This window comes from Streptomyces triculaminicus (assembly GCF_017349075.1).
Lineage (GTDB): Bacteria > Actinomycetota > Actinomycetes > Streptomycetales > Streptomycetaceae > Streptomyces > Streptomyces triculaminicus.
On the sequence record NZ_JAFMOF010000001.1, the window covers coordinates 60,739 to 83,239 of the forward strand.

Here is a 22,501-nt window from a genome sequence, read left to right on the forward strand (position 1 = left end):
CACCCCGCCCGGGGCACATTTCCATGAGCGCTGTCGGCCGATGCCTCAGGGCCTGGAGCGAACCGGTCCCACTGCAAATCACGTGGCGGAGGCTCACCCATGACCGGCCGCCGGCACGTGCCTCGCAACCAGAGGAGACCGGGGTTCTCGCCCTGCATCCGCAGGCCGTTGTCGCCCGCACATCCCTGGTCGCCGACCATGGGTGTTCCGCCCGGGGCGCAGAGTCGTCAGCCGACCGTAATCTCGAGCTGTCCGTCCTGCGAGACGTGAGCAGAAATCGCGGTGAGGTCCTTGACGGTTACATCCGCTTCAAGCCTGTCCGCCGCCTGTGTGGTGGTCAGGGCGATGGTCGTCATGCCTGCCGCGCGCCCAGAGGCCAGACCGGCCGGAGAGTCCTCAACGACGGCGCAGCGGGAAGGGCTGACGCCGAGACGCTCGGCTGCCAGGAGGAAGGGTTCCGGGTGAGGTTTGTGGTGGGTGATGTCGTCGACGGTGACGAGGACCTTGGGGAGGATGCCGAGCTGCCCGAGCCGGGCCTCGGCGACACGGCGGGTGCCGGAGGTCACGACGGCCCAACGATCCGCGGGCAGTGAGGCGATGAGGTCGGCGGCTCCGGGCACCGGGGTGACGTTGCCTGCCAGGGCGCCGGCCACCTCGGCGTCCTCCAGGCGCCGCACCGCTTTGGCCACCTGGTCGGCGGGCATGAGGTCCGCGATGATCGCGGAGGCGGGCCGGCCGTGCACCGGGACCCGGGCCATCACCTCTTCCAAGGTCATGCCGTACGACTCCGCCCATTGCCGCCACGCGCCACGGGCTACCAAGCGCATGGAGACGACTGTGTCGTCACTATCGAATAAAAGGGCGTCAACCGAGAGTCGCATGGCCGGGAGCGTACCTGGTGATTCGATACGGCAGGCGCCCGGCGATGCTTTGCCCCTCCTGCCAGGATCCTTAACGGCAGTCCGCTACACCGCCCCCGCCCCGAAGTCCTCCTCGAAGTAGCTGTCGTGCCGCACGCGGAACTCCTTGAGTTCCTCGCTGCCGCGCTGCGACATCTCCGCGACCCTTTCGAAGAAATCCTCGCGTGGGACGCCCGGGGAGAAGAGCATGAGCATCGACATGGGCTCGTCCGTCACGTTCTTGAAGGCGTGCAGGCCGCCGGGCGGAACGTACAGGCCTCCGACATCGCCTTGTGGAAGTGGGACTTGGCGCCGGCGGCCCGCGCTGCCAGGTCCACCTGGTACAGGCCGTACTCGCCCCCGGTGGACTCGTGCGTGGCGAGGTAGCGGTAGGCGTCGCCGCGGGGCGAGGTGAGGTCCGGCGGGGTGTCCGCGGTACGGAAGGAGGCGTTCACTTCGCCTTTGTCTCCGTGGTAGCGGGCGGCGGGGTAGGACATGGCGGGGCCTTTCATAAGGGTTGTGGCGCTGGTCACGTGTGTGAGCGGCGGGAGCGGGCTCCGTGATCGGGATCGGTGGCGACGACGGGAGCGCGCTGCCCAGCTGATCGCGCAGCGCCGCGGCCGCGGACAGGTACTTGCGGTGCCCCAGCGCGGGCGAGGACGCGATCGGGGCGGGCAGGACGGTGCCCACGAAGACCCCGCGCATCACCGTGGTCAGGTGCTCGGCGACCCGCTCCCCCAGCTCGGCCACGGCTGCGGCGCCGTCCGGGCGTTCGGTGCTGAACAGGGTCGCGACGAGCATGACCGTCATCATCCGACGCATCACCAGATCCATGGCGATCACCTCGCCCGGGCTCCAGGACGACACCTGTTCCTCTGCGATGTCGGTCATCGTGCCGGCGCACGCGGCGACGCTGTCACGGTGGAAAGCGAGCTGGAGCGCGCGACGTTGACGCCGGTGGAAATCCCGCTCGGACGTGATGATGCCGTTCCCGACGAAAGGCCGCGCGATGTCGAACAGCAGCCCCTTGCCGAACTTCCTGCTCTGCGTCACGAGAACGCTGTGGACGGCCTCCGGCGAGTTCAGGACGAACACCGGCCGATTCCCGAGGAATATCCTGACGATGTCGCCCTGCGCCCTGACCGATTGCAGGAAGTCCACCCGCTGTACGGCCAACTGCGGCAGGTGGCCGAGTAAGGGAAAACGGCCCGGCACGATGGGCGCCGTCACTGGAGCGGTGGTGGTACGCACAGCCCTGCACCTCTATGAAGCATGAGATCGAAAAGTCGCTCGCCTTTGGAAAGCTCCCTCGCCCGCGGTGCACCGTGATCATCGTCCGCCGCCTCCGGATCGGTCAAGGGTCCGGCTGGAAAAGCACGACCGGAGAGCTTTTGAGTCGAAGGGTGTGAATTCTCTCGGAATTCAGCCCGGAGCTGTCGGCCGTGCTGCCGAGGGCGGCAGGGAGCAGCGGAGGTTGGACATGCCGATCCAAAGCATTTGCGGCATCGGCGAGTTTGGGAACTGTATCCAGTTGTGGATTGCGGGGGCGGCGTCGGTCCAACTGTGCCCCACAGCTGCATCCCAGTACATCTGTCATTTGACTGCAGGAGCGGGATGGCTGATCACGCCGGAGCGAGTCGAGCGGTAGGTCGTGCACTCGGGATTCCGGTCGCTGGCGTGTCCGGGTGCGTGGCGGCCTCATTCCGGACGCGCCCTGGACACGTGTGGTCGCACTGCTGCCCGCACGCCGCCTGCCGGCGGAGCCGATTCGGACGACCCGTCAGGGGAGCCCCCGGCTGTCGACCCTGCGACGGCTGCGCGTTCTCGTCCGGCCGCGGGGTTCTCAACGCTCTCGGCGGACGGAAGCGCGGAGGTGGGCGATGCCCAGGTCGATCGCGGCCTCCAGGTGGGTGGAGCCGCCCGTGGTCATGAGGATCAGCACGCCGCCCTGGATGCCGGCCAGCAGGGCCGCGGCCTCTCGTTCGGCGTCCAGTTCGGGGGCGATCCCGCCGCTGCCCTGCATATGGCGGATCCCTGCGGCGAGTTGCCGCTGCCACCGGCCGAGCAGTTCGCCGGCCACGGTCCGGGTGGCATCGGTGGTCCCGCCCAGTTGGGCAACGGCCGCGTGGAGGGGACAGTCGCTGCCCTGCGCGCGGTAGCGGGCGACGACCTTGTCGCGCCACTGCTGCCAGGCCACCCAGGAGGTGAGAGAGCCAAGCTCCGGTTGCTGCTCGTCGATCACCCGGGACGCCTCGTGCCGGGCCACGGCGAGGAGCAGGTCGTCCTTCCCGCCGGGGAAGTAGTGGAAGAGCTGGCTCTTGCTAGTCGCCGTGCGGGCCATGACGTCCTGCATGGTCGCGGCGCCCTTGCGGGTCAACGGCACCGGTCCTCCCGGTGCGAGCTGTTGTGTTCGGTTCAAGCGGTCGGGCGCGGCGGCTGCGGCCGGAGCGGGTTGCGGCCGGTCAGGGCAGGAGCAGCAGTTTGCCGGTGGTGCGGCGCGACTCGATGTCCGCGTGGGCGCGGGCCGCCTCCGCGAGCGGGTAGCGGCCGGTGACGCGCGGGGTGAGCCGCCCGGACAGGATCAGGTCGAACACCTCCCCGGTCCGCTGCAGCAGGGTCTCGCGGGTGGGGACGTGGTGGTGGACCACGGGGTAGGTCAGCAGGATGCTGTTGGGCAGGTCGGTGGGCCGCAGGGTCGGGACGCCCATGAAGGGGCCGTAGTAGGCGTGCACCCCGTGCGAGCGCAGGGCCGCCTGGGAGGAGTGGAACGTCCCGGTGCCGCCGGTGAGCTCCCTGACCTGCTCCTCGAAGCCGCCGCCGGAGTGGACCAGCACGTGGTCGGCGGCGGTCTCGTCACTGATGCCGTCGGGCACCTTGACCAGCGAGTGGGCCGGGACGGCGAGCAGCTCGGCGTAGCTGCCGGGGTGGTAGAACCAGGCCACCCGGTCACCGATGGCCAGGTCCCGAACCTCTTCCCCGAGGGCCGCGACATAACCCCTCCCCCGGCGCCGAGGATCGCGGGCGCCGCCCAGCCCGGGCCGCCCTCGGCACGGGCGCCGACGTCCATGTAGTTCACCCCGGCCGCACCCAGCCGCACCAGCGCCTCGCCAGGGCCGGGTATCGGGTCCGGCAGCTCGCGTTGCGGGCGCGCCAGGACGACGATCACGTGTGATGGCCCGGCAGGAGGCAGGCGCAGGCCCCCTCCTCGTCGTCGGCGCGCAGGGCGGCCGAGGCTGCCGCCGGCAGCCGCCGGGCCTTCACAGCCTGCTGACGGGAGCGATCAGCGAATCGGTGGTCTCCACCGGCACCGGGCTGGCCTGAGTGCTGATCAAGTCGCCCGGATCCAGGGTTCCGGTCCCGCTCAGGTCGACGTGGACACGAAGGCCGTAGGAGCCGGCGGGGTCGAGGTCGGGCACTTCCACCTCGAAGGGGACGCTGCCTCCCGGGGCCAGTGGCACGTCGGCCTGAACCTGTGAGCCCATCACCGTCGAAGGCGCGTCGGACCGGGAGACGTCCCGTACCTCCACCAGGAGGCGGGCGGCCCGCAGCCTGGGGGCGTCGGGGGGCAGGGACACCCGGCCCCTGACGGTGCCGCTCATCCCGCCCTGCCGGCGAGGGTCCGTGGGGGGAGCCGTTCCGAGCCCGGATCCCGGGCGTCCCTGCGTGACAGGAGAGCGGCGACCTCCGCACTGATGGGCATGTCCGTGCGTTCTTCGACGAACAGCCATTGCCCCGCCGGATTGACCTCGAAGAACACGTACTGCCCGTCGGGGCGCCGACGCAGGTCGATGGCGCCGTACACCAGGCCGAGACGGCGCATGAGCCGGAGAAGTCCGGCGGTGAGAGGCGGCGGGAGAGCGACCGGCCGCACCGGGGTCTCGTCGACCACCATCCGCATGTCGACCGGATAGCTGGTGGCCGAGGCGTCGATCTCGGCGGCGAAGACGCGATCGCCGATGACGGTCACCCGCAGATCGGCCCCGGGGACGAACTCCTGGAAGATCACGGGGGCATAGCGCACGGATTCCAGGTTTTCCAGCTCCTCCGCGCGAACGAGTCGGGTTTCGCGCCAGGCATCGACGCCGGCGATGAATGCCTTGAAGACGGTCCGTCCGACACCGACTTCCTCAATGAACCGGCGGGCCTTTTCCGGTCGATTGGTGACCAGAGTGCGCGGCAGCACCAGACCGGCCTGGCGCGCCATCTCCCATTGGTAGGGCTTGTGGTGGGCCATCGCGTCCAGGGCGGGCGGATTGACCCAGGTGCAGCCGAGGGAGTGGAAGAGGCCGTGCAGCGCGTGGCTGGTTTCGCTGGCCGCGAAGCCCTGGTCCCGTGCCGCACCCAGAGCGCGGTCGACGGTGAAGGGCCGGATGCGCCGCCACCAGGCGACGCGGCACTCGTCCAGTCGAGTACGCCCCGCCGGGGTGGCGAGCGCGTACTCCGGTCGGCCGTCCGCGGGGTAGTCGATGGTGATTTCGCCACGGACGGGAAGGTCGGCCAGGTCGACACGGACCACCTCTCGGCCGGCGGCCTCCAGTCGGCGCACGACGTCGGCTGTGTGGTCCTCGTCGTAGGAGACGACCAGAATCATCGAGGCTGTCCGGTACCGCTCACGGCTGCTACTCCGAGCTGGGCCATGAGGTTGTTCTGGTTGGCGACCGCAACCGAGAGGCCTTGCTGAAGGGCGGCCAGCGTCTGGGTGAGCTGACGGACCTGTTCGACAAGTCCGTCGGGCTGTGCGGTCGTGGAGGTCATGGAAGGAGCCTGATGGGGAGTGGCCAGCACGAAGGGGCTGGCAGCGCTCGGGCTCATCGGTTCCAGGAAGGGCGGCTTGGCCGGCATATCGAGGGGCGGGTCCTTGGCCACTTCCTTGATCGTGACAGAAGGCGCCGGGTACATCGTGTGGACTCCGTCGATGTCGCCCTGGGACAGCCCTGTTCGTTGTCCCAGCACCACTCCCACAGGCAGCGGTTGCCTGGGGATGATGGTCGGCTTGCTGGTGTCCACGGCGAAGGCCCCCGGCGGGTAGTGCATGATCGAGCCGTAGTCGTACGGGCCCAGGTCATCGCCGTCGGTGATCTGCTGCACGAAGTTGTGCTGCATGTCGGGCTCGATGTTCGCGAAGACGATGGTGACGAACTGATCGCGGTCCTCGCGGCTCTGCTCGTGCCACAGCCCCACGGTGTGCCCGATCTCGTGGATGGCATTCCCGGCGCTGCAGTTCGAGCCCAAGGTGATGGTTTGCGGACCGCCTCGTCGACCGACGTTGGACGAACATCCACCGCCCGGCACGAAGCGCACGAAGTCCGGGAACTGCACAGCGTTGGCGGGAGTCCGCGCCACGAAGCGGATACGGGTGCGGGACGTCCAATGCTGCATGGCGCTCGTGACGCGCTGCGGGTCGGGAAGCCCGGGGTCGATCTCGAAGGGGACGGTCGCGTTCGGCCAGCGGAACTCCTCACCCGTGACTCCTACAGAGGCGAGGATCAGTTCATCCTGGACGGACGTGGCGGCGGCCTGTATCTCGTTGACGGCACCGAGGACGATATCGCCCTCGAACATCGCCATCCCGTCCACCTCTGCGTACTGGGCGCCCTTGACCGGGAACGTCACGCCCCTCACCAGAGCCGTACCGACGACGGGGCCGGAACGGTGCTCGCCACAGCCGTTCACAGTCGGGTTCGCGTTCATCGCGACCTCGATTCATCGAGTCATCGGGAATTGTCGGGCGGGAACCCGTCATCCGAATGAGTTCAGCATGCATGCACTTTCGACATGCATGCGCTGAGGCCGCCCGCGTGCTGGATTTCGGCCCGTCGATAGTCGATACGGGCACGTCACAACCCCCTCTTACCCAACCTTCGCCCCGCACCGGGCGAGCTGCAAACCGAACGTCGCCTCGGTGAGCGAGGGCAACGAACAGGACGCCCAGGCCGAGACACACGTCATCGGCCCCCTACGGGACGTCGTCCTCGGCGTGCTGGTGGGATCCTGTCCGTTCGAACGGGCCGGGTACGATCACGAGGAGAGCACGCGACCACTGCGGAGGGCGGAACGACCGTGACGGACCAGCGGGTTTACCTCGTTACCGGCGGAGGCACGGGCATCGGAGCCGCCACCACGCGGATGCTGCGCGCTGCCGGGCACCACGTCGTCGTCTCCGGGCGGCGACCCGAGCCACTGCGGAAGATCGCGGAGGAGACCGGCGCCCTTGCGCATCCCTCCGATGCCGCCGACCCCGACGCCGTGCGCGAGCTCGTCGAGGCGACCGTAGGGGCGTACGGACGGCTGGACGGCCTGGTGCTCAACGCGGGCATCGGCGTCGGCGGGGGCGTCGGCGAACTCTCGGTCGAGGACTGGGAGAACGTGATGCGCACCAACCTCACCGGCCCCTTCCTCCTGCTGCGAGCCGCGCTCTCGCACCTGCTGACCGCACAGGGCTCGGTCGTCGCCGTCGCCTCGGTGTCCGCGCTGCGCAACGGCGTGGGCAACGCCGCCTACGCCACGTCGAAGGCGGCCCTGCTGCAGCTCTGCCGCTCCCTGGCCGTCGACTACGGCCGCCACGGGCTGCGCGCCAACACCGTCTGCCCCAGTTGGGTACGCACCGAGATGGCCGACCGGAGGATGACGCGCTTCGCCGACGAGGCGGGCCTCGGGGACGGCGGCACGGACGCCGCGTACGAGGAGGCGACCCGCCTCATTCCCGCACGCCGCCCCGGGGAACCGGAGGAGGTGGCCGAGGCCATCACCTGGCTGCTCTCGCCCGCCGCCTCCTTCGTCAACGGCGCGGTCCTCACCGTCGACGGCGGTGTGACGGCCGTCGACCCCGGGACCGTCGCCTTCGACTTCCGGATCGACCCGCGTGCTGGCGGCGACGCCGAACGAAGCTGACGGTACGGCGCGTCGAGGGCTTCGACTTGCCACCGCACGGAGCGGCTGGAGCCGAATCCGTGGCGGCGGGCGAAGGCCGGGCCGGCGCGGGTCGTCTCGCCGGACGATGCGGAACCGTCCAGGCCGGCCGACGGTAGGCCGACGCACGGGGACCGCACAATTCGGTCAAACCTGGGTGTGCGCGGTGAGGCACGATGGACGCGGGCAGACGCCCACGGACACCACTGAGCACCACTCGTCCCCCGGCTTCCCGCCCCTTGCTGGCCGGTACGGATTCGTTGATCGTTTCAGCCCGCGGCGGTTCGGCGACACTTGCCCGTATGGCGAGCTTTCACGACAGGAAAGCCGTAGGAGACGCTCACGAGCTCCGGGTCGCGCAGGAGCTGACCGTACGGGGGTGGGACGTCGCCGCATGGGGACAGGCGATACTGACCGACGTGGTGAGCCGGGCCCTGCGCGGCACGGACAGCTCCCTGCGCTGGACACCGGACCTCATCGCCGCCCAGGAGAAGCGCGTCGTCCTGGTCGACTGCAAGGGCCGGATGAAAAGCAGGGACACAGGCCGCCACTCCGTCCAACGGGACGCCGTCATGGCCCACCTCCAGCTGACGGCATGGACACGGCTCCCGGTCATCTACGTCTTCGACGATCTCGGCGTCCTCACCCCCATGGACATCCTGCTGTCCGGCAGGCACGGCCCCCACTCCCCCATCGGATCCGGAACCGCCTACTACTTCATCCCCGCGGAACGCTCCACACCCTTCGACGAGGTATTCGGAACAGCGAGGCCGGCGGCACCCCCTCTCGAGACAGTCGGCTAGGAGTGCTTCGGGAGCGAGGCGTCGGTCAGCGCGACCGTTCGTCCTCGGCAGGGTCTCGCGGCCCCGCTCGAACTGTCTCCAGGGAAACGAGCGGGGCCGCGAGCGCGGGAGCGGTGCGGGGAGTGAATCAGGAGGAGGCGGCGAAGTTCTGTGTCCACCAGGGGCCGTTGGAGCTGAAGTTGACGCCCACCCCCATCTCCTTGAAGGCGCAGTTCAGGATGTTGGCACGGTGTCCGGGGCTCTTCATCCAGCCGTCCATGGCCGTGCGGGCGTCCTTGGGGCTCTTGAAGATGTTCTCGCCGTACGTGCTCCAGCGGTATCCAGCGGCGGATATCCGGTCGCCGGGGCCGCGCCCGTCGGGCGAGGTGTGGGCGTAGTAGTCGCGGGCGGCCATGTCGTCGGAGTGGCCCTGGGCCGCGGCCTGCAGCTTCGCGTTGACGGTGACGGGCGAGCAGCCGTGCCGCGCGCGCTCGGCGTTGACCATGTCGACGACCTGCTGGACGTGGGAGCCGTTCTTCTTCGTGCCGGTGGGGGCCTTGCCGCCGGTCTTGCCGGCGGCGAGGGCCGGCTTGGAGCCGGTCTCGGAGGTCGCCCCGGACGTGGCTCCGGACATGGCTCCGCGCTCGGCCTTGGCTCCGGACCCGGCGTCGCCACCGGCGGCCTTGCCGGATCCGGCGTCGGTCTTCGCGGACCGGTCGGAGCCGGAAGTCTTGCCGGACGCGTCCTTGTTCGTGCTCGCGCTCGGGGACGCATCGCGCGGGGTGGCGCTCGGAGCCGCAGGGGCGTAGGCGGCGGACGGCTCGGCGGGCCCCTCGGGCGTCCGGCCGGCGGCGGCGCGTGCGGAAGCCGCCTCGGCATCCCGGCCGTTGTCACCGCTGGTGCCGCCCATCGTCTTGGCCACGCCGTAGCCACCGCCGACGACGGCCATCAGGGCGACCGCTCCGGACACCACGACCGCCCGGCGGGGCCGGCCGCCGGGGCGCCGGCGAGAACGGCGGGGCCCGTCGGAGGCCGGGTCGAACGTCGAGGTCTTGCTCTCACGGTTCACGTGAATCACTTCCGGTTCGCGTCTTCTGAGTACTGCGTCCAACACTCAGGAGACGCGGGGGCAGGAAGCGGATAACAAAAATCCAGCGACTCCGACGACATTCACGGAGCAGCCCGGACCACCGTGGGCAGCAGGAGATGGCGAGGCCGGGCCGGTGCCACCGGTCTCTCGGGGTACGGGCAGCGTGGAGCCGGATGAAGCGCGCTCGAAGCCGCGGCTCGGGTCGGCGGGGAATTCCGGGGCCGTCCTACCCCTTCGCGCCGCCGCCTCGCACTGGGATCAGTCTTTGAGACTGTAGAAGCGGATCGATGAGTTCGGCTCGAACCCGATACGCGGGTACACGGGAGCTCCGGCGGCGGTCGCGTGCAACGTCGCGCGGGTCAGACCGGTGGCCCGGGCGCCCTCGTACAGCGCCTTGCGGGTGACCGCCTCTCCGTAGCCCCTGCGCTGCCACCGCGGGTCCGTGGCGACGAGCACGACGAAGAGGCGGCCTTCCGCTTCGACCGCTCCGGCGCACGCCACCGGAACGTCGCCCCGCATCCCCAGGTAGGCGTACACCTCGTTCTTCCAGAGCGTGGATCCGACGAGTCCGTCGCGGCCGTGCTCCAGGGGGAATCCGTAGCCGCGCGAGTTGATGTCCGCATAGGCTCGCAGCTGCTCGTCAGTGGTCACGCGCACGAACGTCAGGTCGGGGTGGGCCGGCTCGGGGATGGGGAGCAGGTCTCCGGCCATGCCCGTGCCGGCGAAGGCGTCCTGAAGGCCGGCCCGCTCGGCCGCGCTCCCCAGCGCGGAGCGGGCCCCGTCGTCGAGAAGGTCTTCGAAGAGCCACAGGAACCCCGGGTGCTTCTTCGAGCGCATGATGTCCGCGGCCTGGTTCAGGCGTTGGCCGACGGTCTCGGCTTGCGCCCCCACGTCGGTCAAGGTGACGCAGTTCCAGAACGCGAACCGGCAGTCGGCCCAGCGAACGGCGATGCCAGGCAGGTCACGCACGTCCGCGTTCGCGTCGCGGTCGAGCACCATGGCCCGCCAGACCGCGGCGAGCTGCTCCACCGATTCGCCGGACTCCTCGAGATCAGTCACATGGCCTCACACATCATCGAACGTGACGCCCCCTTGATCAGACAGGTCACGGCTCCGGCACACTCCGGGGGCAGCGGGCATGGGTACCCTACTCGCGGCACTCGCCGCGGGGAACGCGTCACCCAAGGGCCGTACGGTCAGGGCCGGTTGGGCGAAGCCGGGCACGGCCGGGAGGGGCGGAGAGGCAGAGGGTCAGGCGGTGTCCAGTGCGGGGGCGATGACGGCGAACGCGTGCTCGATGAGTTCGTTGGGGTCCTCGCCCCCGTCGCTCCCGCTCCACCGGTCCAGCACGGCATCGAAGGCGTTGAGCGCCATCCCGGCGGCCAGCCGCGGGTACAGGCCGCTGTCGGGGTCGAGCCCCAGGCGGTGCGCCAGTTCCGCCGCCAGGTCGTCGCGCCACTGAGCCTGCCGTTCCAGGAAGCGCGCGTGCAGGGCAGGAGTGCGCAGAATCAGCTGAACCACGCGCAATGCCCTGTCGGAGTGGTCGGCGCAGGTGGCGATGGGAACGGCGACGGCGTGCCGCAGCGCCTCGGCGGGGCGCTCCCCGGCAGGCCGGGCCGCCAGCTCCGCGCGCATGTCGGCGCCCATGTCGGCCAGGAACTGGACGACCACGTCCTCCTTGGACGCGAAGTAGCGGAAGAACGTGCGCTTGGAGACGCCGGCGGTCGTCGCGATCTCGTCGATGGTGACCGCGTCGAACCCCTTCAACGCCAGTAGTTGCAGCGCTGCTTCGGTCAGCTCGTTGGCGACGAGCCGACGTTTGCGCTCGGCCATGGTCACTTCAGGACGGGAGGTCACCGCACGATTGTAACGCCATGCCCTTCATGTCACTCGGTGACATCTTGACACTGCATGCCACACACAGCAGTGTGTGTCGCATGACAAAGCAGCGGAAGCAGCGGCACTGGACTGCCGAACGGATCCCGGACCAGACCGGGCGGGTGTTCGTGGTGACCGGGGCCAACAGCGGCCTCGGCCTGGCGACCACCCGGGCGCTCGCCCGCCGGGGCGGGCACGTGATCCTCGCGGTGCGCGACGAGGACAAGGGCCGCCGGGCGGCCGCCGGCATCACGGCCGAGCAGCCGGGCGCCGCCCTCGAAGTGCGTCACCTCGACCTGGCCGACCTCGACTCGGTGCGGGCGTTCGCCGAGAAGCTGCACGCCGACCATGCACGACTGGACGTGCTCATCAACAATGCCGGCGTGATGGCACCTCCTCGGTCGCTGAGCGCGCAGGGCCACGAGCTGCAGTTCGCCTGCAACCACCTCGGCCACTTCGCGCTGACCGGCTTGCTGCTCGACCTGCTGACCGCCGGGCACGACCCACGCGTGGTCACGGTGAGCTCGGTCAACCACCGGAAGGCGTACCTGCGCTTCGACGACCTCATGGGTGAGCGCGGCTACTCGCCCATGGGCTTCTACAACCAGTCGAAGTTCGCCAATGCCGTCTTCGGGCGAGAACTCCATCTACGGCTGACCCGGGCCGGCAGCCCGGTGCGCAGCCTGCTCGCCCACCCCGGCTACACCGCGACCAACCTGCAGACGAGCGCGCCGACCGGCCTGTGGCGGATCGTGTTCGGCAGAATCGGCAACCCGCTCCTCGCCCAGGACCCGGACCGCGGCGCACTGCCCCAGCTGTACGCCGCGACCGACCCCGATGCGCAGGGAGGTCAGTTCATCGGGCCGGACGGCACGGCCGAACTGCGCGGCGTCCCGACGCGGGTGGAACTCGCCCCCGCTGCCGCCGACAGCGAGACGGGCCGCCGCCTGTGGGAACTGTCGGAGCAGCTGACGGACGTACGGTTCGCCATTCCGGCCGGCGCCTGACCGTCCCCGCCAGCCGACCTGGGCACGCTTGTCGGCCGGTGCGCCCGGGACTATCCGGGGATGGTGCCGAGGTCGACGCCGGTCAGGTCGCAGCTCGCGTCCCACAACCGCGCGGCGACGGAGGTGTCGGTGAGCTGACTCCATACGGGTTCCCGGCAGGGCTTGCCACGCAGGCCGAAGATGCGCGGTCCCCACAACTGCCCTCCCCGCACGGACGGGTCGAGCACCGCCCGGACCGCGGGCCATGCACCGGCGTGCTTGCCGTGGACGAGGAGCGCGGCCGGGGCCATGCGGAGCCACGCACCAGTGGTCCGCGCGTGGACCGGCGGCCGTGACGGGGTGAGGGAGTCCAAGGCGCCGCCGGGATGGACCACCACGCTCGCCACTGTGCTGTCGACGGCCCGTAGGCGGCGGTCGAGTTCGAGACCGAAGTACATCTGCGCCAGCTTGGAGCGGCCATAGGCGCGCTTGGGCCGGTAGCCCTGCCGGGAGTGAAGGTCGTCGAGGTCGAGCCGTTCGGACTTCGCCGCGAAACTGCCCGTGGTCACGATACGGGCCGCCGGTGCGGTCGACAGCAGGGGCATCAGCCACTGGGTCAGCGCGAAGTGCCCGAGGTGGTTCGTGCCGAACATCAGCTCGTGGCCGTCCCCGGTCTCTCGCCGCGGCGGGGCGTCGAGGGCGACGCCGGCGTTGTGGACCACTGCATCGAGGCGATCCACTTCCATCGACTCCACCGCTGTTCTCAGCGACGAGAGGTCGGCGAGATCCAACCGTACGGCCCGCACCCGCGCGCTGGACACACGTGAACGGATCGCGGCCATGGCGACTTCGGCCTTGGCGGGATTCCGGCTGCCCAGCACGACGGTGGCTCCGGTTCCGGACAACTGCTCCGCGACGAAGTACCCGATTCCGGCGTTGCCGCCCGTGATCAGGAAGACCTTGTCATCGGCGCGCGGTAGCCGTTGAACATCCCAGGGCTGGGTGGAGGACATGCCCGACATGAGTGGTGGCGCTCCCTTGCTGCTGAAGGCGGCTGCGGCTGCTCGACGAGGCAGCCCGACACCACGGTCCCAGGGGACACCGACACATCGCCTATGGACCGCCGACAGCCCACCGGACAGGGTGTCCGTGCAGCTGGTGCCGACGGTCGACGAGCATGACCTGCGCCGCACGGGCTGCACGGCGCTGACTACAGCCGCATACGCCGCTGAATTCCGGCGAAGCCCACTCAAAGATCGCGATCAAGCCGGAACCGGAGCCGGAACTGGGTTAGAAAGGTCAGTATGGAGCTCACCCAGATACGCCTGTTGGTGTCCGACTTCCCCGCCGTCTACCGCTTCTACCGGGACGTGCTCGGGCTCAAGCCGCAGTTCGAGGCCGAGGGCGGCCCGTACGCCAAGCTCAGCCCCGACACCGGACACGCCGCGATCGCGCTGCAGGACCGGGCTCAGATGGCCGACGTGCTGGGGCGATTGGGGGCGGAGCCGGAGGGATACCGCGCGCTGGTGGTGCTGCGGGTGGACGACCTGGACGCCGCCCATGCCGAGTTCACCTCGCGGGGGGGCGGAGTTCACCCGGGATCCGGGCCCGATGGGCGACCGGATGCGGGTCGCTTACCTGGAAGACCCGGAAGGGAATCTGATCGAGCTCCAGGAGTGGCTGGTGCTGCGCGAGCCGGCTGCTGACGGGCCGGCGTAGGAGGAGTGGCAGCGGGGTCCGTCTACTGCCGAGCCTCCGTCGCGTAGCCGGCTGGCCTGGGCGTGGATCTCGTGAGGCGACTCGGTTCAGAGGATGCCGCGAGCCGCGATGACCCTGCGGCGTCCGGCGGTCGTACTGTCGAACCCGTTACCGAGAGGACTTCTGATGCGCAGCGTGACCTACTCGATGGGCGTCTCACTTGACGGCTACATCGTCGGGCCGGACGGCGACTTCGGCTGGACGGCGCCCGGCGATGAGGTGTTCCGCTTCGTCACCGACGAGATCCGTGAGGTCGGCGTCCACCTGTTGGGACGACGGCTCTACGAGACGATGCTGTACTGGGAGACCGCCGACCAGGATCCGTCGCTCGACGACTCGATGCTCGAGTGGGCCGCGCTCTGGAAGGCGCTCCCGAAGGTGGTGTTCTCCACCACGCTGTCGGCGGTGCAGGGCAATGCCCGCCTGGCCTCCGGCGGCCTGGCGGAGGAGATCGAGCGGTTGCGGGCCGAGCCGGGGGAAGGCGACATCGCGATCGGCGGCGCGACGCTCGCCGCCGAGGCGGCCGAGCTGGGTCTGATCGACGAGTACCGGGCCAGGGTCCACCCGGTACTGGTCGGCGGTGGCATTCCGTTCTTTCCCCGGCGCGAGCGCCGGGTGGATCTCGAACTCGTCGAGACCCGCACCTTCAGCTCGGGAGTCGTCTACCTCCGCCACCGCGTGGCGCGCCAGGCCGTGTAGGACCCTATGTGCAGGTCAGAGCGCACTCGCGCGGTAGGCGGTGGGGCTTACGCCCCGTACGCGTTTGAAGGCCGCGCTGAACGCGAAGCCGTCCCCGTATCCGACGTCCTTGGCAACCGCCGCGACCGTGGCCCCCGGCGTGCGCAGCCGGTCGGCGGCCAGGGTCATCCGCCACTCCGTGAGGTACGTCAGGGGCGGCCGGCCGACCAGGGCGGAGAAGCGGCGGGCGAACGCCGTACGGGACATGCCGACTTCCTTCGCCAGTGAGGCCACGGTCCACGGCCGGGCCGGGTCCTCGTGCAGCCGGCGCAGCACGTGTCCGATGTGGGGGTCGGAAAGGGCCCGGTATCCGGTGGGCGGTGCGGTGTCGGAGCGGGCGAACCACGAGCGCAGGGCCCGGACGAGGAGCAGGTCCAGGAAGCGGTCCAGGACGACCTGCTGGCCCGGCTCGTCGTGCTCCACCTCGGCGGCGATCAGGGCGAGGAGCGAGACCAGGCCCGGCTCCGCCTGCACGACCGCGACAGGCGGCAGGGCGTCGAGCAGGGGTACGCACAGATCGCCGCCGCCCCGGTATCCGGCGGTGACCAGGAGGTCCGGTCCGGTGCCCGCGCTCTCGCCGACGAGGCGACCGGTGACCCGCCAGTTGCGTCCCTCCTCCGCCGGATCGTCGCCGGTGAGGGTGCAGCGGTCGGCGCCGTCGACGTGTACCCGCGGCCGGCTGTCCGGGTGGTCCGCGACGGTGTAGGGCTGCCGCGTCCGGATCAGCGCGACGCCGCCCTCCGGCAGTTCGACCGGGTCGCCCTCGGCGGGTACGAGCCATCCGTCACCGCGCAGCATCGCGGTGAGCGCGAGCGGTGCGGGCTCGGTGAACCGCAGCCCCCAGGGTGGGGCACTGACCGTGCTGCAGAACACGGCTCCGTGCGCCCGGACCCCGGCGAGGTAGTCGTCGAGAAGATCCATAGCGGGACGATCGCACAGGGAATCGGCTGTATCAATCATGGATCGTACGGCCCGGCCCGGGTTGGCTGGGGGCATGACACAGATTCTCGTCCTCGGCGCGACCGGCAAGACCGGCAGTCGCGTCGTCCCTCGCCTCCAGGCCCTCGGCCACACCGTCCGTTCCGCTTCGCGCTCGGGAACGACCCGTTTCGATTGGACCGACCGCTCCACCTGGGATCCCGCCTTGTCCGGAGCGGAGGCCGTGTATCTCGTCCCGACGGAGACGCTCGGTCTGTCCGAGCGCAGCGCGTTCGTGGACCGGGCGAAGGCGGCCGGCGTCCGCCGGATCGTCCAGCTGTCGGTGCGCGGTCTCGACCGCGACGGCGGCGTACCGGAGACGGAGTCCGCGGTCAGGGAGTCGGGCCTCGAGTGGACCATGCTGCGGCCCTGCTGGTTCGCGCAGGACTTCGCCGCCCCGGACTTCTTCCTGTCCGGTGTGCGCGCCGGTGATCTGCCGACTCCCACCGGGGACGGTCGCGAACCGTTCATCGACGTCGAAGACATCGCCGACGTGGCGGTCGCCGCGTTCACCGCCGACGGCCACGCGGGGAAGGCGTACGACCTGTCCGGCCCCCGCGCGCTCACCTTCGCCGAGGCCCTCGCCGTCATCGGCGCCGCCATCGGACGCGACCTCCGCCACCGCCACCAGACCCCGGCCGACTTCGTCGCCGACCGGATCGCCGAGGGCCACTCCGCGGCGGACGCCGAAGCCATCGCCTCCTACCTGGACGACATCCGGCGCGGCGAGGACGACTACGTCAGCGACGGCGTGCGAGAGGCCCTCGGCCGCGCTCCTCGCACGTTCGAGGAGTACGCCGCCACGGCCGCCGCGACGGGGGTGTGGGACGTCTGATACGGCCCGCCTCGCTTCAACGGAGGCGGTCATCCGGCAGTGCGTCCACCCGCCGCGTCCACGGCCCGCCTCATGGTGCAGGGTGGACGCCATGCTTACCGATCATCAAGAGTGCGACGTCGTCGTCACGGCCGTGGCTCCGGTCGGGGCCGTGGTCGACGTGGACGGGCACGAAGGCTTCATGGATCAGGCCAAACACCCCTCATGGTGGTCGGACACGCCGCGTCCCGCGGTCGGCGACCGGATGCGCGCGGTCGTGCTGGACGCCGGCAGGACCCCGCCGCGGCTCAGTGCCCTGTCCGATGACATCCGGATGGCCCGCGCCCTGCGCCACACCGCACCGCTGGAGCGGCTGTGCCCACCACCGCCGACCGGCGCCGAGGACGTGGAGTGGGCCGCGGTGGAGGAGGCCCTGGGCACTCCCCTGCCGGCCGACTACAAGCGGATCGTCCAGGCGTACGGTGGCGGACTCTTCGCGGGAACGCTCTGGTTGCTGGCGCCCGGATACCCGGATGCGATGTACGACCTCGTCGCCCAGACCGCGGAGCGCGAGGAGATCCTCGATGGGCTCTGGGAGGCGGGTGAGGAGCGGCCGCGGGAACTCGAGGACCGCGACGTCCGGCTCGTGCCCTGGGGATTCGACGAAGGCGCGGGGCACTTCCTGTACTGGCTGGTCCGGCCCGATGTCGAGCCGGAGGAGTGGACCGTCATCCTCAACGAGGGCCGCGGCCCTCTGTGGGAGGCCACTCCCGTCTCCTGCAGTCGCTTCCTTCTCGACGTGGTGGCCGGCACGACGACGTCGTTCTATTTCTCCGACCTCGACGACATGGTCGACCCTGAACGCAGGTACCGCTTCGTGCCCAACGCCGAGATCCTCGGCTGACAGCTCACAGCGGACAGCCGACGGTGTGAGCCGTGCGCGCGCCGTGCACGACATTCCGGATGCCTCCGGCGCGGCGACCCCTGATCTCGTACACGCCCATTCATCATGAAATCACCAGAGATCAGCCGGACTCGGCGAGCGGTCGCCCCAGGGGACACCGAGCCTGGTCACGCCCGCCGCGAACCGACTGGAGACCGCCGTGAACCTCGACGACGTCGCCTACTGCGAAATCCACCCCACGGTCGGCATCGCACGGGTCGGCAACAGCCCGGACGAGTTCTTTCCGGGCCCGGAGGTGCCGGGGGCCGGGGTTCGCCCGGCAGGAGGATTCAAGGATGCCGACGGGCGGGTCAAACGTCAGGCGGCGCGCTTCCGCGTCTACGGGTTCGACAAGGACCACAACGTACTGGGTGAGGTCACGGCAGCCGAGGCGGACGTGACGTGGGCTGTCGAGCTGGCGAACGCCAAAGGGGCATGGTTCCAGTTCAACGGCCGTTTCCATCAGTCGGAGTCACCGGACAACCGACGTAACAAACACGTGGATCCCGCTGATCCCGAGGCGCGTACCGCACTGGTCATCGGACCTGGGGCCCGTAGCGTGAGCGGCCCGGACGCCGACGGGTCCGACGCCCGGTTCGACACCGGAACGTTCCTGGGCACCCCCGTCCCCCTGGGGGAACTGCGTACGGACGAGGCGGGACGACTTCTCGTGCTGGGCGGATTCGGGCACTCGGCGTCCGTGAAGCCGGACAACCCGCTGATCACCTACGCCAACAACGACTTCTGGTACGACGACACCTCCGACGGGCCCGTCAGGGCGACCGTGAGCGTGCCGGGCGGGCGAACGATTCCGGTGACCCCCGCCTGGGTGATCGTCGCGCCACCCGACTTCGCGCCGGACGTCCCGAACCTGGTGACGCTCTACGACGTCGCCCGCGAGGCCGCCGAACGCGCCGGCCGGCTGCCGCAGGCGCAGGAGGTGTCGTTCGTCCGCGACATCGAACCGCTGCTCACCCGGATCTGCGGGTACTCCTGGGTGAGCGCGAACGCCGCGCGCGGGCACGGCAAGGGCGAGTCGGCCGACTTCCTCGACCCTGATCGCTTCGCACAGCTGGCATCGAGCGCCCCCGACGCCGCACCGCTGCGACAGTCGGTGTTCGGCAGGCTGCGCACTCCCGGCGCCGACGACGTGACCCAGGCGAACTACACGTTCATGCCGCAGCTCGCGGGGGACGACGGCGATCCGATCGAAGGAAAGCCCCGCACCTGGTTCACGCTCCTGCCCGGCCAGTACGAACGGATGCGCAGGTGGGCCGAAGGCGACTTCGTCGCCGACGGCACCGGCACCGCCGCCGGACCCCTGCCGCCCAACGACCTGCCCCTGAACGAACTGCCGCCGGCGGAACGGCCGCACGCACTGGTTCGGGCCGCGCTCGAAGCATGTGTGGGCGGCCCGTTCTTCCCCGGCATCGAGATGACGTTCATCGCCGACGAGCCCACGACCTGGGCCGCACCGTTCCGGCTCCGGGAGGGCCTGGCGGCAGGGGATATCACCAAGTACATGGCCGTTCCGTGGCAGGCCGACTTCTACGAGTGCAACACGCACTGGTGGCCGGCCCAACGCCCGGACGAGGTCCTCCCCGAAGAGCAGTACCGCGAGCTGATCCGGGCCGCGTCGGACCCGTCGGAACCGACCGAGATGGACGTCTACCGCAAACCGTGGGCGCGCGGTGTGGGGATCCAGCTGGTCCCCGCCCCCGAGCTCGAGCGACTGCCCGGCGAGAGCGCCCAGCACTACCGGGAGCGGGTCAACAGGCTCTGGGCCGTACTCCGGGACAAGGCGGGCGACAATGAGATGGTCGAGAAGTGGAGCAGCCTCGGCTTCGTCGTCTCCCGCCCCGGCCCGGACGGGGAGCCGGTGCTGGTGGAGACGGAGCGCGCCGGGCAGGTCGGACTGAGCGACCGCGAGTGGTTCTACACGCTCCAGCACCCCGACCAGTTCCCCCAGCAGGCGCAGGCCGCCCGGCACTACGCGGAGGCCGTACTCGAAGCGGCCCGGGCCGCGTCCTTCCTCCCCCTGACACTGCGCCCGTTCCGGTACACGCGTGACGCGCTGGAGGCACGCCTGCAGCTGATCTACACCACGCTGGTGGCCGAATCGGAGAACTTCGACCCAGGGCTGAACCCGACCTTCCGCGCCCGCCACGACATGGTCGAGCGCATCCGGCAGTTCGCGCCGTTCAACCTCCTCGACGGCGCGTGGCTGCGCAACATCACCCGGGCCGGGCCGATCAGCGAGATCCAGTCGTTGCTGTTCTCCATCTGGATCGACGAGATGGGCGGCGGCGATCCCACCCTGAACCATGCCAATCTCTACGACGATCTGCTGCACAGCGTCGGCCTGTACCTGCCGCCGGTGGACTCCTACGAGTTCGCGATGCTGCCCGAGATGCTCGACTCGGCGTACACCGTCGGGGCGTTCCAACTGGCCATCTCCCAGCACTCCCAGCAGTTCTTCCCGGAGATCCTCGGCATGACGCTGCAGTTGGAGTGGGAAGTGGTGGGGCTGGTCCCCACGGTCAGGCTGTTCGACCACCACGGCATCAACGCGCAGTTCTACAGGATGCACATCGGCATCGACAACGCCGTCTCGGGGCATGGGGCCAAGGCCCGCGACGCGGTGGTCCAGTACCTGGAAGAGGTCTACAACAGCGGTGGCGAAGAGGCCGTCCAGCAGCAGTGGCAGCGCATCTGGAACGGCTACGTGGCCTTTTCGATCACCGGGCAACTGGGCGAGGACCTCAAGGCGCTGCTGACCGCACCGCCCACCACGACCGATCGCCTGATCGACCTGATCCAGCGCAAGGCGCCGTTCGCCTCGCTCAACCACGACGGAAAGCAACTGGGCGGGACCAGGATCAACGACTGGTTCCTCGACCCGCCCGGCCTGCTCCGAGCCCTGCAGGAATCCGGCCTCATCCAGGCGGGCGACCCGGAGCACAGCCCCTTCTTCGAACTGACCGCCTACACCGGCCCCATGTACAAGGTCTTCACCGACAGCGAGCTGGAGCTGTGGCGTCAGTGGACACGGTCGCTGGCCGCCCCCGCCCCGCACCCCGTCCCCGTCGTCACCCCGCTCAAGGCCATGACGCTGCTGGTCGACACCCTGCGTCCCCGCCAGACGGGGGTCCCCGCACACGCCCGCAAACTCATCACCGGCCCCGATCCCGTGGATCCCGCCGGGACCAGAACGGAACCGGTGGCCTGGTGGTTCACACAGCCGACCGCTTCGCTCCTGGCTGCCATCGCCCATCCGGACAACGGGCTCATCTCACCCGGTCACCCTGAACTGAGCCCCTTCGTCGAAGATCTGCTCGCCCCCACCAACGCCATGGGCAGGGCGTTCTCCGCGGTGGTGCCGGGCACGGGCAGGACCGGCCGCGACGTCACCATCGCGTGGATCGCGGCGGGATGCCCCCTGCCGGACCTGGCACCTCCACAGGCCAGGGTCCTGCTGTCCACGCCCACAGCGGTGATGGCCGACGCCCTCGCAGGGGCCGTCGCCGGAGCCGTCGCTGGGGCCGTCGTCGGGGCCGTCGAGCCCGAGATCACCGGCATGGGAGCCGTCCACTGATGAACACCCGCGCGCCCGAGGAGTCCTGCGATGCGGTGATCGCGGGCGGGGGGCCTGCGGGTGCCGCGGCCGCCATCACCCTCTCGCGTCACGGTGCGGCGGTCACCCTCGTCGACCCCGGCCGCACGCCCCGGTGGAAGCCCGGTGAGAGCCTCTCGCCACGGGCCAGGCCCCTGCTCGCACGCCTCGGCGCGCTCGAACGCGTCGCCGACGGATCGCACAGGCCCTGCTACGGGTACCAGTCCGCCTGGGGAAGGAGCACGGTGGACGAGACCGATTTCCTCGCCGGCCCTCATGGGCCGGGCTGGCATCTCGATCGCACCCTCTTCGACCGTACGCTCGCCGATGCGGCCCGCCGGGCGGGGGCCCGCGTACGGACCGGGCGGGTCGCGACCGTACGACGGCTGCCCGGTCACTGGCGGCTGACGCTCGGCCGGGAGACGATCCGTGCCCGCTACTTCATCGACGCCACCGGACCGGGTGCGCGCCTCGCACGCCTCGCCGGGGGCACGGTCACCCGCTCCGACCGTCTGGTCGCGATCGCGGCCTGCCTGCCGCGTGGTGCCGTGCGCCGCGGCGTTCCGCACACCTCGCTCGTCGAGTCCACGACCCACGGCTGGTGGTACACCGCACCGCTGCCGGGTGGCCATGCGGTCGTCATGATGATGACGGACGCCGACCTCGTCGCCGAACAGGCCTTCCATGCACCCGAGCGCTGGTGGAGCGCCCTGATGGCGACCACGCACGTCCGCGAACGCGTCGTTCGCGGAGCAGCGGTACCTCGAGTCCGGCTGCGCGTCGCCCGGGCGGCGACGTCCTGTACGACCGCGGCGGCCGGGCCGGGCTGGGCCGCGGTCGGTGACGCCGCCACCTCGTCCGATCCCATCGCCGCACGGGGCATCCTCACGGCCCTCGCCACGGGCATCACAGCGGCCGACGCCGTTCACGCGGACGCCGCCGGAAAGCCGAGGGCACTGGAGACCTACGCGGAACGGGTCAGGACGATCCACAGCGAGTACCTGCGTGCGCGCACCCTCTGCTACCGGGGCGAACAACGCTGGGACACGCCCTTCTGGGCCCGGCGCCGGGCAGAGACCGGCGTCTGACGCCGCCGGTGTGCCCGGCCTCGAG

19 protein-coding genes and 4 pseudogenes are annotated in these 22,501 nt (G+C 70.2%); 10 read left to right on the top strand and 13 right to left on the bottom strand.

Translation table 11 applies throughout. The features are described 5' to 3' along the window. Nucleotides 1-227 precede the first annotated feature (227 nt). The 8 genes and pseudogenes from J1792_RS00340 to legP form a co-directional block, all read right to left on the bottom strand. Complete coding sequence (locus tag J1792_RS00340) at nucleotides 228-881, bottom strand: HAD-IA family hydrolase (protein WP_086566894.1); 654 nt, start codon at nucleotides 879-881, stop codon at nucleotides 228-230. Nucleotides 882-965: 84 nt separating this feature from the next. Next, a pseudogene (locus J1792_RS00345) lies at nucleotides 966-1,396 on the bottom strand (cupin domain-containing protein). 337 nt (nucleotides 1,397-1,733) lie between these two features. After that, nucleotides 1,734-2,150, bottom strand: a pseudogene (locus tag J1792_RS35645) (cytochrome P450); the annotation flags it as partial. 592 nt (nucleotides 2,151-2,742) lie between these two features. Next, nucleotides 2,743-3,282 carry a TetR/AcrR family transcriptional regulator gene (locus J1792_RS00355; RefSeq protein WP_372446052.1) on the bottom strand — a complete coding sequence of 180 codons (540 nt, stop codon included), beginning with the start codon at nucleotides 3,280-3,282 and terminating at the stop codon, nucleotides 2,743-2,745. 79 nt (nucleotides 3,283-3,361) lie between these two features. Beyond that, a pseudogene (locus tag J1792_RS00360) lies at nucleotides 3,362-3,966 on the bottom strand (zinc-binding dehydrogenase). 190 nt (nucleotides 3,967-4,156) lie between these two features. Continuing rightward, on the bottom strand, nucleotides 4,157-4,498 hold the full coding sequence (locus J1792_RS00365) for a YbaY family lipoprotein (protein WP_086566897.1): 342 nt from the start codon (nucleotides 4,496-4,498) through the stop codon (nucleotides 4,157-4,159). Then, entirely contained in the window at nucleotides 4,495-5,490 is a 996-nt protein-coding gene (locus J1792_RS00370; protein ID WP_207246386.1) for an MvdC/MvdD family ATP grasp protein, read from the bottom strand. Before J1792_RS00370 ends, J1792_RS00365 begins: the two co-directional genes overlap by 4 nt. After that, entirely contained in the window at nucleotides 5,487-6,590 is a 1,104-nt protein-coding gene (gene legP / locus J1792_RS00375; RefSeq protein WP_086566901.1) for a Dot/Icm T4SS effector Zinc-dependent metalloprotease LegP, read from the bottom strand. Before legP ends, J1792_RS00370 begins: the two co-directional genes overlap by 4 nt. A gap of 211 nt (nucleotides 6,591-6,801) precedes the next feature. On the opposite strand from legP, the gene J1792_RS00380 reads away from it, so the two are divergent. From J1792_RS00380 to J1792_RS00390, 3 genes are all read left to right on the top strand, one after another. After that, nucleotides 6,802-6,963 carry a hypothetical protein gene (locus J1792_RS00380; protein ID WP_179198768.1) on the top strand — a complete coding sequence of 54 codons (162 nt, stop codon included), beginning with the start codon at nucleotides 6,802-6,804 and terminating at the stop codon, nucleotides 6,961-6,963. Then, a complete protein-coding gene (locus J1792_RS00385) occupies nucleotides 6,960-7,790 on the top strand; it encodes an SDR family NAD(P)-dependent oxidoreductase (protein WP_086566903.1) in 831 nt (276 codons plus the stop codon). Before J1792_RS00380 ends, J1792_RS00385 begins: the two co-directional genes overlap by 4 nt. A gap of 320 nt (nucleotides 7,791-8,110) precedes the next feature. Further along, entirely contained in the window at nucleotides 8,111-8,611 is a 501-nt protein-coding gene (locus tag J1792_RS00390; RefSeq protein ID WP_086566904.1) for a hypothetical protein, read from the top strand. Nucleotides 8,612-8,738: 127 nt separating this feature from the next. Here J1792_RS00390 and J1792_RS35290 read toward each other — a convergent pair whose 3' ends face one another. The 3 genes from J1792_RS35290 to J1792_RS00405 form a co-directional block, all read right to left on the bottom strand. Further along, nucleotides 8,739-9,659, bottom strand: coding sequence for a CAP domain-containing protein (locus J1792_RS35290; RefSeq protein ID WP_242705224.1), 921 nt, complete (start codon nucleotides 9,657-9,659; stop codon nucleotides 8,739-8,741). A 279-nt stretch (nucleotides 9,660-9,938) separates the two neighbouring features. Then, nucleotides 9,939-10,739, bottom strand: a complete 801-nt coding sequence (locus J1792_RS00400; RefSeq protein WP_086566905.1) for a GNAT family N-acetyltransferase — start codon at nucleotides 10,737-10,739, stop codon at nucleotides 9,939-9,941. Between the two features lie 192 nt (nucleotides 10,740-10,931). Continuing rightward, complete coding sequence (locus J1792_RS00405) at nucleotides 10,932-11,513, bottom strand: acyl-CoA-like ligand-binding transcription factor (RefSeq protein WP_086566907.1); 582 nt, start codon at nucleotides 11,511-11,513, stop codon at nucleotides 10,932-10,934. A gap of 104 nt (nucleotides 11,514-11,617) precedes the next feature. On the opposite strand from J1792_RS00405, the gene J1792_RS00410 reads away from it, so the two are divergent. Further along, entirely contained in the window at nucleotides 11,618-12,565 is a 948-nt protein-coding gene (locus tag J1792_RS00410; protein WP_086566908.1) for an oxidoreductase, read from the top strand. A 50-nt stretch (nucleotides 12,566-12,615) separates the two neighbouring features. Here the strand turns inward: J1792_RS00410 and J1792_RS00415 are convergent, their stop codons facing one another. Next, complete coding sequence (locus J1792_RS00415; RefSeq protein WP_207246387.1) at nucleotides 12,616-13,566, bottom strand: SDR family NAD(P)-dependent oxidoreductase; 951 nt, start codon at nucleotides 13,564-13,566, stop codon at nucleotides 12,616-12,618. A gap of 282 nt (nucleotides 13,567-13,848) precedes the next feature. On the opposite strand from J1792_RS00415, the pseudogene J1792_RS00420 reads away from it, so the two are divergent. Both J1792_RS00420 and J1792_RS00425 read left to right on the top strand, forming a co-directional pair. After that, nucleotides 13,849-14,263: pseudogene (locus J1792_RS00420) on the top strand (VOC family protein). A gap of 165 nt (nucleotides 14,264-14,428) precedes the next feature. Beyond that, complete coding sequence (locus J1792_RS00425) at nucleotides 14,429-15,001, top strand: dihydrofolate reductase family protein (RefSeq protein WP_086566913.1); 573 nt, start codon at nucleotides 14,429-14,431, stop codon at nucleotides 14,999-15,001. A 15-nt stretch (nucleotides 15,002-15,016) separates the two neighbouring features. On the opposite strand, the gene J1792_RS00430 is transcribed toward J1792_RS00425, so the two are convergent. Next, complete coding sequence (locus J1792_RS00430) at nucleotides 15,017-15,961, bottom strand: AraC family transcriptional regulator (protein WP_086566914.1); 945 nt, start codon at nucleotides 15,959-15,961, stop codon at nucleotides 15,017-15,019. Nucleotides 15,962-16,034: 73 nt separating this feature from the next. Between J1792_RS00430 and J1792_RS00435 the strand changes: the two genes are divergently transcribed. The 4 genes from J1792_RS00435 to J1792_RS00450 all read left to right on the top strand — a co-directional run bounded on the left by J1792_RS00435 (nucleotide 16,035) and on the right by J1792_RS00450 (nucleotide 22,476). Next, on the top strand, nucleotides 16,035-16,853 hold the full coding sequence (locus tag J1792_RS00435) for an NmrA family NAD(P)-binding protein (protein WP_086566916.1): 819 nt from the start codon (nucleotides 16,035-16,037) through the stop codon (nucleotides 16,851-16,853). Between the two features lie 91 nt (nucleotides 16,854-16,944). Beyond that, nucleotides 16,945-17,736, top strand: a complete 792-nt coding sequence (locus tag J1792_RS33815; protein ID WP_242645403.1) for an SMI1/KNR4 family protein — start codon at nucleotides 16,945-16,947, stop codon at nucleotides 17,734-17,736. A gap of 199 nt (nucleotides 17,737-17,935) precedes the next feature. Next, nucleotides 17,936-21,370, top strand: coding sequence for a LodA/GoxA family CTQ-dependent oxidase (locus J1792_RS00445; RefSeq protein WP_207246388.1), 3,435 nt, complete (start codon nucleotides 17,936-17,938; stop codon nucleotides 21,368-21,370). Then, nucleotides 21,370-22,476, top strand: coding sequence for an NAD(P)/FAD-dependent oxidoreductase (locus tag J1792_RS00450; protein WP_179199156.1), 1,107 nt, complete (start codon nucleotides 21,370-21,372; stop codon nucleotides 22,474-22,476). The genes J1792_RS00445 and J1792_RS00450 overlap by 1 nt, the downstream gene beginning before the upstream one ends. The last annotated feature ends 25 nt before the right edge of the window (nucleotides 22,477-22,501 follow it).

Excerpts from the sequence above, each read along its gene's own strand:
- J1792_RS00430 (WP_086566914.1), bottom strand. The coding sequence starts at position 15,961 with ATGGATCTTCTCGACGACTACCTCGCCGGGGTCCGGGCGCACGGAGCC.
- J1792_RS00370 (WP_207246386.1), bottom strand. The coding sequence starts at position 5,490 with ATGATTCTGGTCGTCTCCTACGACGAGGACCACACAGCCGACGTCGTG.
- J1792_RS33815 (WP_242645403.1), top strand. The coding sequence starts at position 16,945 with ATGCTTACCGATCATCAAGAGTGCGACGTCGTCGTCACGGCCGTGGCT.
- J1792_RS00410 (WP_086566908.1), top strand. The coding sequence starts at position 11,618 with ATGACAAAGCAGCGGAAGCAGCGGCACTGGACTGCCGAACGGATCCCG.
- legP (WP_086566901.1), bottom strand. The coding sequence starts at position 6,590 with ATGAACGCGAACCCGACTGTGAACGGCTGTGGCGAGCACCGTTCCGGC.
- J1792_RS00365 (WP_086566897.1), bottom strand. The coding sequence starts at position 4,498 with ATGAGCGGCACCGTCAGGGGCCGGGTGTCCCTGCCCCCCGACGCCCCC.
- J1792_RS00425 (WP_086566913.1), top strand. The coding sequence starts at position 14,429 with ATGCGCAGCGTGACCTACTCGATGGGCGTCTCACTTGACGGCTACATC.
- J1792_RS00340 (WP_086566894.1), bottom strand. The coding sequence starts at position 881 with ATGCGACTCTCGGTTGACGCCCTTTTATTCGATAGTGACGACACAGTC.
- J1792_RS00450 (WP_179199156.1), top strand. The coding sequence starts at position 21,370 with ATGAACACCCGCGCGCCCGAGGAGTCCTGCGATGCGGTGATCGCGGGC.
- J1792_RS00390 (WP_086566904.1), top strand. The coding sequence starts at position 8,111 with ATGGCGAGCTTTCACGACAGGAAAGCCGTAGGAGACGCTCACGAGCTC.
- J1792_RS00415 (WP_207246387.1), bottom strand. The coding sequence starts at position 13,566 with ATGTCGGGCATGTCCTCCACCCAGCCCTGGGATGTTCAACGGCTACCG.
- J1792_RS00405 (WP_086566907.1), bottom strand. The coding sequence starts at position 11,513 with ATGGCCGAGCGCAAACGTCGGCTCGTCGCCAACGAGCTGACCGAAGCA.
- J1792_RS00435 (WP_086566916.1), top strand. The coding sequence starts at position 16,035 with ATGACACAGATTCTCGTCCTCGGCGCGACCGGCAAGACCGGCAGTCGC.